The organism is Gammaproteobacteria bacterium, from assembly GCA_014075255.1.
GTDB lineage: Bacteria > Pseudomonadota > Gammaproteobacteria > UBA4575 > UBA4575 > JABDMD01.
This window is the reverse complement of record CP046178.1, coordinates 510,316-524,692: the sequence shown is the minus strand read 5'-3', so window position 1 is coordinate 524,692 and position 14,377 is coordinate 510,316. Positions and strand designations below refer to the sequence as shown.

12 protein-coding genes are annotated in these 14,377 nt (G+C 39.3%); 4 read left to right on the top strand and 8 right to left on the bottom strand.

Annotated features, from left to right (window positions below; genetic code table 11):
- Positions 1-20 precede the first annotated feature (20 nt).
- Entirely contained in the window at positions 21-2,945 is a 2,925-nt protein-coding gene (locus GKR92_02655; GenBank protein ID QMU60654.1) for a hypothetical protein, read from the bottom strand.
- Positions 2,946-3,234: 289 nt separating this feature from the next.
- Positions 3,235-4,254: an FAD:protein FMN transferase gene (locus GKR92_02650; protein QMU60653.1), complete on the bottom strand. Its 1,020-nt coding sequence runs from the start codon at positions 4,252-4,254 to the stop codon at positions 3,235-3,237.
- A 200-nt stretch (positions 4,255-4,454) separates the two neighbouring features.
- On the opposite strand from GKR92_02650, the gene GKR92_02645 reads away from it, so the two are divergent.
- Positions 4,455-5,693, top strand: coding sequence for a molybdopterin molybdenumtransferase MoeA (locus tag GKR92_02645; GenBank protein ID QMU62693.1), 1,239 nt, complete (start codon positions 4,455-4,457; stop codon positions 5,691-5,693).
- Between the two features lie 13 nt (positions 5,694-5,706).
- On the opposite strand, the gene GKR92_02640 is transcribed toward GKR92_02645, so the two are convergent.
- The gene (locus GKR92_02640) at positions 5,707-6,153 is read right to left on the bottom strand and encodes a molybdenum cofactor biosynthesis protein MoaE (protein ID QMU60652.1); all 447 of its coding nucleotides are present in this window, start codon (positions 6,151-6,153) and stop codon (positions 5,707-5,709) included.
- 66 nt (positions 6,154-6,219) lie between these two features.
- Here GKR92_02640 and moaB point away from each other — a divergent pair, with 66 nt between their 5' ends.
- Positions 6,220-6,744 carry a molybdenum cofactor biosynthesis protein B gene (gene moaB / locus GKR92_02635; GenBank protein QMU60651.1) on the top strand — a complete coding sequence of 175 codons (525 nt, stop codon included), beginning with the start codon at positions 6,220-6,222 and terminating at the stop codon, positions 6,742-6,744.
- Between the two features lie 421 nt (positions 6,745-7,165).
- The gene (locus tag GKR92_02630; protein ID QMU60650.1) at positions 7,166-7,687 is read left to right on the top strand and encodes a DUF1097 domain-containing protein; all 522 of its coding nucleotides are present in this window, start codon (positions 7,166-7,168) and stop codon (positions 7,685-7,687) included.
- 109 nt (positions 7,688-7,796) lie between these two features.
- Here GKR92_02630 and GKR92_02625 read toward each other — a convergent pair whose 3' ends face one another.
- A complete protein-coding gene (locus tag GKR92_02625; GenBank protein QMU60649.1) occupies positions 7,797-7,934 on the bottom strand; it encodes a hypothetical protein in 138 nt (45 codons plus the stop codon).
- 315 nt (positions 7,935-8,249) lie between these two features.
- Between GKR92_02625 and GKR92_02620 the strand changes: the two genes are divergently transcribed.
- Positions 8,250-8,861, top strand: coding sequence for an NAD(P)H-dependent oxidoreductase (locus GKR92_02620; protein ID QMU60648.1), 612 nt, complete (start codon positions 8,250-8,252; stop codon positions 8,859-8,861).
- A gap of 45 nt (positions 8,862-8,906) precedes the next feature.
- On the opposite strand, the gene GKR92_02615 is transcribed toward GKR92_02620, so the two are convergent.
- From GKR92_02615 to GKR92_02600, 4 genes are all read right to left on the bottom strand, one after another.
- Positions 8,907-9,488: a hypothetical protein gene (locus GKR92_02615; protein ID QMU60647.1), complete on the bottom strand. Its 582-nt coding sequence runs from the start codon at positions 9,486-9,488 to the stop codon at positions 8,907-8,909.
- A 112-nt stretch (positions 9,489-9,600) separates the two neighbouring features.
- Positions 9,601-11,085: an NtaA/DmoA family FMN-dependent monooxygenase gene (locus tag GKR92_02610; protein QMU62692.1), complete on the bottom strand. Its 1,485-nt coding sequence runs from the start codon at positions 11,083-11,085 to the stop codon at positions 9,601-9,603.
- Between the two features lie 175 nt (positions 11,086-11,260).
- Positions 11,261-12,283 (bottom strand): LLM class flavin-dependent oxidoreductase, encoded by a 1,023-nt coding sequence (locus tag GKR92_02605; GenBank protein ID QMU60646.1) that lies wholly within the window; start codon positions 12,281-12,283, stop codon positions 11,261-11,263.
- A 475-nt stretch (positions 12,284-12,758) separates the two neighbouring features.
- A complete protein-coding gene (locus GKR92_02600; GenBank protein ID QMU60645.1) occupies positions 12,759-14,255 on the bottom strand; it encodes a sodium:solute symporter in 1,497 nt (498 codons plus the stop codon).
- Between the last annotated feature and the right edge of the window lie 122 nt (positions 14,256-14,377).

Below are 14,377 nucleotides of genomic sequence, written 5' to 3'. Positions count from 1 at the left end.
ACAAACCTCTGTTTTATTTACTAATTTAGACAGGTTGGATTACTAGCTTCGCCTATCATAAGCCAGGTCAAAATTGCGTCGTAAGAGGATCCTGGACCAGTGTTTAGGAAAACCGGTCGAGTGGCACTGTTTACATCATTAATATCCGACAAGATTTGTGGATGTGGCAAATTAGGTGCCACATTGTCTGATGTTGGACGAAGCAGCAAAATATTGTCCATAGGATTACAAAGATCATTAATCATGGCGCGTGTAACATTGAAATCACCCGACTGATTTCCAGTTAATATAAATCTATTGAACTCGTGCTCTTCATTATTTTCATCTGCAAATTGTTGCGGATCTTCAGAAGACTCTGCATCAAATCCTTCTGGCGCATGACAAGACATACATTCATTTTTCAAAATTGGATGTATAGTGTCGTTAAACACAGATCGACTCACCGTTCTACTAGAAACAATTGCATCGCGAACTACATATTGTCCACCAACGAGCTCATAAGGTTCGTTTGTATATTGCGCACCCACGTCTACCCATGTAGAAATCAGCCATTTCTCATCAGCTAACATCATTGAAGAATGATCTGTCAATCCAAGATCATAACTACCACCCGCTCTTAATTTAGTATTGTAAAGCGTTTCAACCAAATGACTGGTACGCGAACTGTTAGCGGAACTTCCCACTCGAACCAATGCTGGACCACGTGGAAATACTACTCGACCGTTGCTATTCAAAAAAGGTGGAAGCGGTATACCATTTTCGTCTACTTTAAATGGACCTCGCATTAACTGATCGTAAGAAATAATATGGCCTGCAAATCCTGATAACCCGCCTTCAAGTGTTAAGCCACCAGAAATAGGATTTAACAATAAATTATTATTATGGCAACTGGTACATGTATCTGCACCTCGATCTTTTTCAAACAGTGGTTGAATGTGTGTTACGTAATCGATTCGGCCGTTATCTGGAACAGGTGTGGTTAAACTGGCTAACGACAAAGTAAAGTCTTGTTCGAGATTAGCTGACCAAAATTCTGTGAACACCGCATCTGCATTTAAACTTGGTGCAGCTTCATTGTTTAAGCGCGCACGTGTTTCAGCCATGGTTTCCGCACCTAGAGAATTCGCATGGTTTCCTGCAATGGGCGCAATATTAATTGAACTTTCGGCACGTCTTGGAGAATGACATCCATTACATGTTCTAGTTTCACCTGGACGAACTTGCAACCAGTTGGTATGCGTTTGAAATGCACGACCTGTTTGATCCAACACACTAATTGTTAAAGCAGAATCTGCAGGAACCTTAGCTAAAATTGAACCGTCTGGTTCCACTGGCACGTAACCTACAACTTCTTGCATTTCAAAATTAGTACGTCCAATCGCACTACGAGATATTCCTGGCGGTGTGGGTAGTGCTCGCGTTACACGTGCAAAGTAACCAGGACGATTTAAATAACTCGCATTATTTGGGTCCTTCATAGTGAACAAATCAGGTGATCCACCAATTTTAGGAATACTCTCTCCTAATGCAGGAACGAGTACGCGATCGCCCATGATGTCTAGAAAATCAGTGTGATAAACCGAACGTATTCCTAATACACCCATACCTTGCCCACCCAAACCATTTGGCTCGACAGCTAAGGCAGGATTAACAGGTTTATCTGGTCTAATTAATGGGACATCGCTCAATGCCCGTGGAAATAGCGCTACCGGGTCCAGGTGAGCCATTCCGTTTGCGACAATAGTCTCTATAGGTCGAGCATCATTGTTAAAGTCCACCATAAACATTCGATAATTTGACGGCCCAAATACATCTATGTCTTCACCATTGAACGGGTGTGGTTCTGTAGGAATACCGAGTAATGGATTTGGTGCAGGAGCACGAGACACTAGCACTCTACCCGTACCATCCCATAATGGATCAGGTGAGGCATAGCGCCCACCTGGAGAAAAACTGCCATCAAATGTTACTTCTGCAAAATTAACTTGGCCATCAGGTTTATTTTGACCATTACAACCCGCAGCAATACCTGGTGCAGGTTCGCAGTCATCTGAATAATTATTTGCGTTTATTGTAAATAGTGCACCACCTTCATCAGTACCTGACAAAGGCATCAAAGTTGTAAGAATGTTTCCATTCTGTTGCTCCATCGGATGCAAGAATGAATTACCAGGGCTAAATGCACCATACAGTACAAACATATCGGTGCCATCAGGATTTACTGTAAAGATAGGAAAGTGATTGCGGTTAGCCAAGTGATCCCAACGACTAAACATAATGCGACCATCTTTTAATACAGATGGATTACGGTCGTGACTTTGATTAAACGAAATTTGTGTAATATCTTGTGTATCAAGATTCAACACATGAAGATTTAAAGCCTCTTCACGTTCATACTCATCTAATGTTTTATGTTGCTGAATATTTTGTTCTGTTTGCATTTCCAGCATGCGTTTTTGACGGTTAGATGAAAATACAATTCTTCCATCTGGCAAGTATGCTGGATCCACATCATCGCCAAATTGCTCAACTACTGGATCCGCGATTAAACGATAATATTGTCGAGATGCAACATCCATTTCCCAAAGGCTAAATGTTTCATCATTTGGGCCACGCATTGAGAACACAACTTTTGTAGCATCGTAGTTAGTAGCAGGGTCAGATACATCACCCTGGCCTTGTGTATAACCTGAAGTAATATTTATTGATGTGATTGCACCTGTCGATGCATCTTTATACATAAGGTCGCCACCGGCAGCGAATGTGACGCCATCAGTAGGGTCTCCAACTGCGGCCAAATTTCTTTGCACGTACACCATTGGATAATTAATTGTACCAAAGCCATCTGCAGAATCTGATGATCCAGTCTTACAACTTGATAGCACAGCCAATGCACAACACATGGTAATCATTGCAACCCAAATATGTGTAAAGTTCCTTCTCATAACCAACTCCGAAAGCGTATAAATATCCTTCTCAATGTAAAAACTCACGTAGATTCAGTGGCTAACATCTAAATATTTTCCATTAGAACCAAACTTACGTAATAGCCCTATCTAATTGATTTAAAAGAACTATATGAGACAGATTATTCTCTGGTTAAATGAACGGAACCGTCACAAGAGCATTAGCGGTAAAAACAAACAGACAGGCGGCAATTAAAATTACCGTTCGGAATTAGAATAAATTTATAGGGTATGTTAAGTGTGAATCACTTCACATCAGGATTAGAATTTACGGAGATTTTTCCATTTGTTGTTCTTTTTCCAGGCCTTTCGAGTAGTAAAGCTTGCCTTGCTGATCGACGATTACACCTTCAACTCCATCCAAACTATTCAATAACGCAAGACCTTTACTCGCACCCATCACAAAAATGCTGGTAGACAGCGCATCTGTAGTGGTTGAATCACTCGCTAGTATCGAAGCACTACGTACTTCACTTGCCGAATACCCTGTAATCGGATGAATTATATGATGATATTTTTTACCGTCCTCAACGAAAAATCTCTCATAATCACCTGATGTAGACAACGCCTCATCTTGCAATGGCAGCATGACAATGACTTCTTCAGTATTCGATGGATCACGTATACCCACCAACCAAGCCCGACCGTGCCTATCACCCAATAAGCGTGTGTCACCCCCCGCTGATACCAATGCATGCTTAATAGCTAAATCCTGCAAATGTTGAATCGATAGATCTACCGCAAATCCTTTTGCTATTCCACCCAAATCAATTTTTACACCTTGCTTTAAAAAAGATACGCTCAATTGAGTTTTATCGAGCACAATATTTTTATAATCAATTAACAATTTTGCAGCGGCAATCTCTTCTTCTGTAGGCTTTATTTCTTTACGATAATTGAATAAATGCCCAACACTTGCATAGGTAATATCAAATGCTCCATTAGTCAGTTGCGAAACTTCTAATGATTTTTCGATGAGCGTAAATAAATCTCTATCGACTTCAACAGGTCCTTCATGTGCATGTTTGTTTATTTTCGATAACTGGCTTTGTTCAATATAAGGACTCATCAAACGATTAATGCGCTCCATTTCCTCTAGAACTTTATCTATGCCTTTTTGGCGTACATTAGCATCTGCATGCCACACCTCAATGCGAATCGTAGTCCCCATAATGGTTGCATCTTCCGTCTGCCATTCGGCATTCACAGCAAAAGAAAATGTGAGCAAGAATAAATAGCCAAATACTTTAGGAGTATTCTGGAATATAGACGTAAATATATAATTCATAGGTGGGATTAAAATAGAATCGTTAAAATATTTCGAATATTCTGAATATATCGTCAGCAGAGATACGGTAGATTCTTATTAAGAATTCGAGTTCATATAATATGAGCATTATACTTATAATATATAGCAGATAAGCAACCAGATCATTTATGACTACAAATAATCTAAAATCTAATTCGATTAAACATGACCCTAACTGCATGGATGACTTTGACCCTGCCTCTATGGATGCTGGCCGAGCCTTACAACAAATTCTTAATCAGATTAATTCACTTAGTGCGACCGAAATAGTTCCTATTCGCGAAGCACTAAATCGCACACTAGCCGAGGATATTTCTTCAACTATAAACGTACCGGGTCACACCAATTCAGCAATGGATGGCTATGCTATTCATTCATCTGATATACCCAAAAAAGACACCACCACTTTAATTAATATTGGAACCGCGTGGGCTGGACGCCCCTATAAAGGTGAAGTTCTTAAAGGCGAATGCGCTCGCATTATGACAGGTGCTGCCATGCCAAATGGTACCGATACTGTTGTTATGCAAGAACATATAGAAAAAGTTGGTGATAGCATTCGTATAGATCATTCAAATCAACCCGGACAAAACGTTCGTCAAGCGGGGGAAGATATTCCAGTCGGCGGGCAAGTTCTCAACAAGGGCAAAAGTCTCACGCCCGCTGATCTAGGCTTACTTGCCTCTGTAGGCATTAGCGAAGTTAGTATTGTTAAAAAGTTTCGCGTTGCGTTTTTCTCAACTGGAGATGAATTGCGCCCAGTAGGCAGTCAATTAGAAGTTGGCCAAATTTATGACAGTAATCGCTATACATTGCATGGAATGCTTACACGATTAGGTGTAGAAATTATTGATCTTGGTGTGATTGAAGATAAGCGTGAATCAGTTGAACAAGCATTTCTAGATGCAGCTGATAAAGCAGATGTCATCATTACTTCAGGCGGAGTGTCGGTTGGTGATGCAGACTTTGTAAAAGAAACTCTAGAGAAAATTGGCGAAGTAAGCTTTTGGAAAGTAGCCATGAAACCTGGTAGACCCCTCGCCTTTGGCAAAATTAATAACGCTTGGTTCTTTGGCTTACCTGGCAATCCAGTTTCTGTCATGGTTACCTTCTATATGTTTGTGCAGCCTGCACTTAAAAAGTTAGCTGGCATGCGTTATCAAGCACCTCTTATGGTAAATGCAGCATGTCAAACAAAATTAAGAAAACGTCCTGGTCGCGTTGAATACCAACGCGGAATACTCAGCCAAAGTAAAAATAGTCCAACACAATATGAAGTCGTTAAAACAGGCGCACAAGGCTCAGGTATTTTACGATCCATGTCAGATGCAAATTGCTTTATTATTTTAGCAATGGAATCTGAAGGTGTGGATGAAGGTGATAATGTTCAAGTTTTACCATTTGAAGTGATTATTTAGACTTCAATAAATTTTAGACAGGTGTATTTTTTTCAACCCAACGTTCGTTTTCTTTTTGTTTGTCTTCAAGAACCTCTTTCTTCCAAAAAGGCGCTTTAGCTTTTAAATCTTCCATCACAAAACGGTTGGCATCATACGCAGCAGCTCGATGTTCTGACCAAACCGCAACACATACAATTGAGTCACTAGGAAATACTTGCCCTACCCGATGCATGAGTAGCACATCTATGATATCAAATTTATTTTTTGCATCTTCAGTAATTTGTTCGAGATGCTTTTGAGTCATTTCAGTGTAATGCTCTAGTGTCATTGAAATTACTGCATCACCTTCATTCAAATCCCGCATCGTGCCAACAAATAGCGTCATCGCGCCATGCTTACCTGGCTCAAGGCAGTCATCTTGGTATTTCTTAGCCTCTTGCCAAGGATCATAAGGCTTATTAAAAATTTCAACTTTCATTTTCTATGACATTAATTACGAAGTACGCTAAATTAAGAGTATAAATTAATCAGAACATTATTATATATGAGTGACAACGAACGTTCTTTTATACCTTTAGATATTGCGGTATTAACCATATCCGATACTCGCAATGAAGCGGATGACAAATCAGGCAAGCTACTGTGTGATCGCTTAAACAAGTCGGGCCATGCTGTACATGAAAAGAAAATCGTTACCGATGAAATCTATCAAGTGCGCGCGGCAGTATCAGTGTGGATTGCAGAAGCCAAACCCGATGTAATAATAACCACTGGTGGCACGGGCGTAACGGGTCGAGATGGAACACCTGAAGCTATTCGACCACTATTAGATAAAGAAATCACCGGCTTTGGCGAAATGTTCCGCGTACTATCATTTGAGACAATTAAAACCTCCACTCTACAATCTCGCGCCTTTGCAGGGGTTGCTAATCGAACGTATATTTTCTGTTTACCTGGCTCCACAGGAGCCTGCGCAGAAGCCTGGGATAAGTTAATTTCACATCAATTAGACTATCGAAATCGTCCATGTAACCTAGTTGAACTCATGCCACGCTTAAAAGAAACATAAGCTACCATCCTAAATTAAAGCTAAACACTCGTCTTAACTTAGATTAAGAAGCATTTTAACTATTCAACAATAACTAAAGTTACTGAATTACTGTTCGCAAAAACCTAATTCCGCTTTGTTAGCTAATCTCCCCAAACAAAATGAGAAACCAACTCATGTGGACATAAACATAGATAATTTAAATCAGCGAAATTAATTTAAATGATTTCGTTTCACAAAGTAACAGAATTGCCTACATTGCAATGTATGCATAGTTGTTAACTATCGCATCTATAGAGTATTCTAATACCTAAAATTATTTAACTTGCACCATATATATCCAAGGGTAAAGTGCCAATTTAACGTAGTTTAAAGTCAAACTGAGTTAAGAAATAAATAAAACTATAAAAATAATCATGCATTTCCAAGGGAGAAAATTAACATGAAAAGTCTTGTAGCATTATCAGTAAGCATTGGTGTTTTAGGTGGTATCGCAGCTGCTTTATGTCTAGGCCCTTTAGCAGGAAAGGTATTAATTTGGGCAGTATTTATTGCATGGGGATGTTTTTTTGTAATTGGTGGAGATGGAAAGGCATTACAAAAAACAATTATCTGCACCATACTCGGTGCTATTCTCGCCTGGATTACATTACTAATAATTCTAGCCATTCCTTTAGCAGGCGTACTATCTTTGCCAATTTGGGCAGGAATAGTTATTGGAGCACTGGTAACCATTATGTGCTTGCTAGCACATATTGAAATCTTTGACTCTATTCCAGCAAGTGTATTTGGTTATGCATGTGTTGCTGCCTATGCGCTTCAAACACCTGATGCCTTGACCATGAACGCCTTGACTTCGGGTAGTTTTAACAATCCATTAATTGTTATTGGTGTTTCATTAGTTATTGGCGCAATTTTAGGAATGATTTCAGGGAAAGTTGGTGCTGCACTAACGTCTGAGTAAATTTGTACTTAGTCTTGAACAAATACGCCCAATAATAGTTGGGCGTGTTTTGTATAAAGAAATATTATTGCCAACAAAACAACAATATAAAACTACGATCGGAAAATAATTAGATTGAACCGCCTATATAAGATATCTCAACTTTAGGCAACAAAACGGTTTCTAGAGCACGAAGTTCTGAATAACGGCCGGTACATTTCCAGGCCACACAAACTACGCTTGTAATATATTCCTCTTTAGCGCCCATTCTGCTAAAGATTTAAATTATCAATCTATTTTCTCATTTTATTATAGAACAGACGTCAACTGATAAATTATCATTATAATTAATATGACTTAAATGTTTAGCTAGGTCGTAAAAGTTACTAAATTTATAATAAAATAAATATTAGATAGATCTTAATTTGCTTTATATATATCTGTGCAAGAGCAGAAATCGTATAATACCTACACACTAAAGATAGTAATGAAATAAATTAGCCAGACACTGCATCGATTATAAGCAAAGCATTTACAAGTTTATGCGGTAAATAATAATTTATTTATACAGAGGAACATGCAAATGAAATTACTCGGTTTATCAGGTGGCTTGAGTCAACAAACCATCATCACCATTGAAAAAGCATTAGATTTTGCTTATCAATATGACAATTCAATTACTATAGAAGCACTCAATATAAGTGAATACGATATTCAATATTGCGACGGTAGAGATCCCACTAAATACGAAGGTGATACACAATATGTGATTGAAAATATTATTGAAGCCGATGCATTGTTTATAGGTACTCCTATGTATAGAGGTTCATACACTGGGATGCTAAAGAATATGTTTGATATTTTGCCTAATGATGCCCTACTAGGAAAACCTGTTGGCTTGATTGCAACGGGAGGTAGCGATCACCATTACTTAGCTTTAGAACAAGAGTTAAGACCGTTATTAAGCTTTTTCTATGCGTTTGGGGTCCCCGGTTGTGTATACGCTAATAATAATCATTTTTCAGAGAGAGATTTAATCTGCAATGAAACACTCGATCGATTAAAACAGCTTGCAAAAGCAGTGGTTAACTTAGAAAGAATTTTGCCAACAGATAAAACCAATATTATCGGACCCATGGGCCCTTCATTATACAAGCAAAAACATTTGGCACCGAGGCTAAAAATCGTCCGCTAATTCATGTAAACATGCAACGGTGCTTATATTTTTTTCAATAATACCTTACTTCCATAATTGACGCGTTAAGCACAATGGCTCGGCGACAAGTCCATTTAGTTTTTGTGTCATTTGAATTGACGACTTTCCAAGTTGATGCAGTTTTTCATGCACTTGACTGTCAACAATTTTCCCATCTTCATAGTGGTGATTTTCCACATAAACACTACCAGGTAATAGATAAGCATTAGACCATGCAAGTACTGCGCGCATCTCATGATCAATCATAAGGTAATGATGAGCCGTAGCACCTGTTGCAATAAAGCCAACAGGCTTATTTTCGAATGTAGAGATTGGCGCAAGATCTAATAGGTTTTTTAATGCGCCCGTGTAGGTTCCTCTATACACCGGTGAGCCAATTATAAACACATCACCTGTCTCGATCAGGGTCACAACCCTTTCGGTGTCATCTGTATATTCAGACAATTTTCGTCCATCTAAAATCGATACTTTATCGTTAGATAGATCGATAATATCTATATCTAAGTCATCAGTAAGAAATTGCTTTACACCCTCACATGCAGTCTCGATTGCTTTACGCGTTCGACCACTCTTGACTGCACTACCTACTATCCCGATTAGTTTCATATTACTAGCTTATTAAACAGTAAGATATATAGTAGCAGTGCTCTACTGCTAATTACTAACAAATTTATAACTTACCTATTAAGAACAGTATTCTTTTCCTACTTCTCAGAGGTTAAAGGAGGTCTTCCTTAATCAGTCGTTTTTTTACTCCATCTAGATTTTTTTGTCCATCATCGAGTAAATTCTCTCTTAGAGTCTTACCTCTATACTCAGTACGCAATAAGCCTCTTTTTTGCATTTCAGGAGTTACAAGATCTGCAAAGTCTTCAAAACAAGTGGGTGTAGGCGTAGCTGCCAACATGAATCCATCAGCGCCGTTATCCATAAACACTTCCATCTGATCGACCACATCTTCAGGACTTCCAATTGCACGTGGCATACCCATGCCTTGCGCATAAATGAGTGCCGCTTCTTTCACGGTAACGGGGCCTCCGCCTTTTGCATAGATGATTGATTCAAACAACCCTTGGATGCCTGGTATTTCGATATTCTGCACCACATCATCTAACGCATAGGTTGAAAAGTCTGGTCCAAAGTGTCCCGATATCCATGCTAATGCCCCTTCTAATGGAATGTGCGACATTATTCGCTCGTATTTCTCTTCTGCCTCAGTACGAGTTGGCGCAACGATCACTTGCAATCCGTAGATTCGTTTTACACTGTCAGCCGTACGATTAAATTTTGTATAGCAGCGCTCATTTAAATCGTCTGCATATTGTTTCATTCGATCAACATTTGGGTGTACTGCAAATATGGCTTCCGCATGCTTGGCGGCAAAGTCTCGCCCGGTCGGTGAGGATCCTGCCTGCCAAAATACCGGTTGCACCTGAGGAGATCGAGAACAAAAATGTCGACCTTTGCATTTGAAGAACTTTCCTTCAAAGTCTACTTCGTGCACTTTTTCGGGGTCTGCATAAATACCTGTTTCTCGATCCGCAACAATGGAGTCCCTATCCCAAGAATGCCAAAGCAGTTTGCACAACTCCATATACTCTTCCATTCTTGCATATCTCAGGCTGCGATCAGACATCTCCGCGCCATAGGCATCCCATTCACTCTTAGAATAAGAGCTCACGATATTCCATGCAGCACGGCCTTTGGTTAAATGATCTAAGCTTGAAATATGGCGACACATTGCATATGGATGTACAAATGCTGTAGACAGCGTAACCCCAATACCTAGATGTTTGGTCGCATGACCAATGATAGGCACAATGGTTTCGGGCGCATGTGTAGGGCATTGCACCGCATAACGTACCGTGTCATCTGAGCTTTGTTTGTAATTATTGTACGGCGCTAATTCATCGGCAATAAACATGGCATCAAACATACCTCGTTCCATGGTTCTTCCCATGTGCTCCCAATATTCAGGTTCAGAAAATTTCCACCCACGTTTATCTGTGTGGTTTCTCCACATTCCTGTCGCATGGCTGTTTAGTCCATGCTGGAGAAAGCCTAACAAGTGCGCTTGTTTTCTTTTTTTACTTCTATCGTGAGCAGGCGAAACAACCGGGTTTTCTTTGGCAATATCTAATAACTCCACTGCAAACTCACGTGCAACTTCTTTTGCATCGGCTCCTCGAGGCAAATTTTGCATAGTCCACTTGCTCTTAGCTTCGCTTTTATTTTTATTAGTCATAATATTTCTCCTCTATACATATATAAGTTCATAACTCTTTAGAGTCTACTGCTCCATATCAAAAATATTTCTGCGCATAACTTTAATTCTGTATTGAATAAATATTGAGGTTTATCTCACTAAATTTATTTCTTTAAGTAATTTCAGGCAATATGGTTTCACCAAAAATGGTAGTTTCTTCCAGCATATCTTCAAATTGACATAGCAAAATATCCACTCCACATTCTTTAAGTATAGTAAGGCGTTTAATAATAGTTGCCCGACTACCTATTAAACTTGCATCAAATCCACAATTTGAGTCCACCATTTGTTCATCCGTTAATCCTTTCCACATCGTTGCACCCGACTCAGCCATAGATATTCTAAAATTATCAATAAGACTCTGTTGACGATTTTCAATAATATTTTTATACCGTAACCTGGCTTTCTCATCCGTCTCATCCATAATTACAAATACACTCATAGCAATTTGAGACTTTCTGCCATGTCGGCTTTCCATTTCGCGTAATTGTCGAATTTTTTCTTTTAGGTCATCTTCAGGCATGCTATCTATAAAATATACGTCTCCATATTCCGCAGCTAATTCCTGTGAACTTGTTGATTGACCACTGACCCAAATTGGAATTTGCCCATCTTTTGAATCTTCCATTGCAACAATTGCGTCGTGCAATGCAAAATGATTGCCTTCAAATTGACTATATTTACCTGTCCATAACTTCTTTAGACACAAAGTAAATTCAGTTGCTCGCTGATAACGACTATCATGCTCTAAGTATTCCACATCACATTGTGCAAATTCTCGCTTCCACCAACCACATACAATATTGATGGAGAATCGTCCATTACTAATGTGATTAATTCCCTGTGCCATTTTGGCAATCGGCAAGGGAGCATGAAATCCAGGCTTAGTCGATGTGACTATATTTATTTTTGAAGTTTTAGCGGCAATGGCTGCAGAAAATGCCCATGTATCTGCTACTTCAAACTCTTCACCATAAACTACATTCAAATAATTCTCTGAAACGTAGACATAATCATAGTTACTTGATTCTGCACGGCTTGCAACTTCGTAGCATGTTTTGAAAGATGGCTGGTAACGATGATCGTTTGTACGTAACCATCCTCCATATACTGGTATCCATACGCCAATTTTCATCCGGACAAGTTACTTAAAGTACTATACTTATCGAAATCAATTTCTTTTGTGGGCCTACAACACGCAAGTGCTGTCGTGCTTTTCATAACATGTTATTTTTATTTTACGATTGATCAATTAGTCTCTAAAATTTACCCGAAGCCCTCATCTTTTTCTCGTAAAAGAAAGCATAGCCCACCATAAAGGTAGTAACGATTGCTAATAATGGCCCAGCATAGATAAATATTGGGCTGACTCCTACAAGACCAATGATCACTGCTGATGCAAGAACCGCTATCGCAATAGTTACCGTATAGGCACTGTCTTGGTAGTCTTCAATTTCGTCCTCTTGCTGTGCATCATCAAACGCTTACTTGACGCCTACGGAATAACCCATTGCGTATAAAATCGTCGCTGCTGCTCCGATTAAAAGAAAAAATAGAAATAGTCCTGACATAATTTTCCTCTCTTACTATATTGCTTTTAATTATTTTTTCTACGAACTCTTGTCGTGTGCCAATTCATCTTTATGGGCTTCTAACAATTTATTCATATCAAATTTCTGTTTCGTTAATAGCGAAGCTAAAATAACGACACCGGCGCTGATCGCCAATATAGAAAACGTTCCTACCATTTCCCCATACAAATGGCGCAGCGGCATTCCTATCGCAATCGAAAGTACAATTCCACCAACAAAACCAAGAACACTCGTTTTATTCCAAACAATAGCAAGGATCAGCGGTAATAGAATGGATGTTTTTAAGGCGTAGGTTGTCAGCACCAGGGTTGTAAAATCTACCCCCGTCAAGACAATAACCCCAGATATGACACCCCCTAAAATCATTCCAAATCTTGTAATGTAAAACAAGGTTGCTTCTTTAGTTTGAGTGTTAAAACGTTTGATGATGTCTATCGCAATGATAGATGACAATGCAGAAGCTGCCCCATCAATGGTTGAATAGCATGCAGCCAAAATTACCAACACATATGCAACAATTAATATCAAAGGAAGTCCGATGTGCGAAACCATGTACGGGCCTATTGCAACAATATCTCCACCTATTTCTTCAGGAGTTACTCCGAACGCTAAACCGGCTAAACCTAACATACCTAAGCAAATTGGAATTGGATAAAACAGCGCGCCTCCCCATAAAAATGTTCTTGTAACCTGCTCTTTTCGCACCGCCCAAACTTTTTGCCAAAATGTTTGATCTGCAACTACCGCAGCAAGCAAACCAAATGCCAATGTAATACCAAAACCTGCAGCCGCATCTGCTTCAAAAACGGATAAATTACTCGCATCGGCACTTTTTACGGCTTCAAACACTGCGGTAGCACCTCCACTAATGTGCGCGTAGACGGCTACAACTACAATGGCTGCTGGTGTAGTAATCATCCATGTATTGAATGTCCCCGTCATGACACTAGTCCAAAGTCCACCAAAGAATACATAAGTCATGACAACTACAACCGTTAAAATAACAACTGTTTCCCATGCAATCGGGAATACCGTCGACATCACCACAGAAGTACCTTTAATGTTAATTAAGGTCTCGAGTAATATTCCAAATATCATCGCGATGGTTACAACAATAGAAGCTACTTTTGAACCGTTAAACCTAGTATGTGCGAACTGGCTAATGGTGTACCCTTCCGGCATTTTTCTTCTGAGAATTCTCGCTAATGGCACCATTGCCATAATGGCAAAACCATTAGGCACTACAAACCAAAAAAGCCCAGACAAACCCCACTGATACGTCATTGCAGAACTCATCATTACTGCCATGGCCCATGTCCACACTGAAATGACAGAGCCAACACCAAAACCTAAACCAACTTTACGATTTGCAATTACAAAATCATGAGTCGAACGAATTAGACGGCGTTTAATTACAAATGCAAGAATGAGAAATAGTAGACCAAATCCAATCATCAAAGCATACCCAAGACCTTGGGTTAACCCTTCCGATAGGACGAGTACGGACTTGTCCATGATAGCTCCTCGCTTTATTTATGAGCTAGCTAAAATATATTTTAGCAATTAGCTTTATTCTTATTGTTGTAAGTTTTTTTATAGCTTTGTGGCAAGGAGCTTATACTTATTGGCTTCATAAT

Excerpts from the sequence above, each read along its gene's own strand:
- GKR92_02655 (QMU60654.1), bottom strand. The coding sequence starts at position 2,945 with ATGAGAAGGAACTTTACACATATTTGGGTTGCAATGATTACCATGTGT.
- GKR92_02650 (QMU60653.1), bottom strand. The coding sequence starts at position 4,254 with ATGAATTATATATTTACGTCTATATTCCAGAATACTCCTAAAGTATTT.
- GKR92_02645 (QMU62693.1), top strand. The coding sequence starts at position 4,455 with ATGGATGACTTTGACCCTGCCTCTATGGATGCTGGCCGAGCCTTACAA.
- GKR92_02640 (QMU60652.1), bottom strand. The coding sequence starts at position 6,153 with ATGAAAGTTGAAATTTTTAATAAGCCTTATGATCCTTGGCAAGAGGCT.
- moaB (QMU60651.1), top strand. The coding sequence starts at position 6,220 with ATGAGTGACAACGAACGTTCTTTTATACCTTTAGATATTGCGGTATTA.
- GKR92_02630 (QMU60650.1), top strand. The coding sequence starts at position 7,166 with ATGAAAAGTCTTGTAGCATTATCAGTAAGCATTGGTGTTTTAGGTGGT.
- GKR92_02625 (QMU60649.1), bottom strand. The coding sequence starts at position 7,934 with ATGGGCGCTAAAGAGGAATATATTACAAGCGTAGTTTGTGTGGCCTGG.
- GKR92_02620 (QMU60648.1), top strand. The coding sequence starts at position 8,250 with ATGAAATTACTCGGTTTATCAGGTGGCTTGAGTCAACAAACCATCATC.
- GKR92_02615 (QMU60647.1), bottom strand. The coding sequence starts at position 9,488 with ATGAAACTAATCGGGATAGTAGGTAGTGCAGTCAAGAGTGGTCGAACG.
- GKR92_02610 (QMU62692.1), bottom strand. The coding sequence starts at position 11,085 with ATGCAAAATTTGCCTCGAGGAGCCGATGCAAAAGAAGTTGCACGTGAG.
- GKR92_02605 (QMU60646.1), bottom strand. The coding sequence starts at position 12,283 with ATGAAAATTGGCGTATGGATACCAGTATATGGAGGATGGTTACGTACA.
- GKR92_02600 (QMU60645.1), bottom strand. The coding sequence starts at position 14,255 with ATGGACAAGTCCGTACTCGTCCTATCGGAAGGGTTAACCCAAGGTCTT.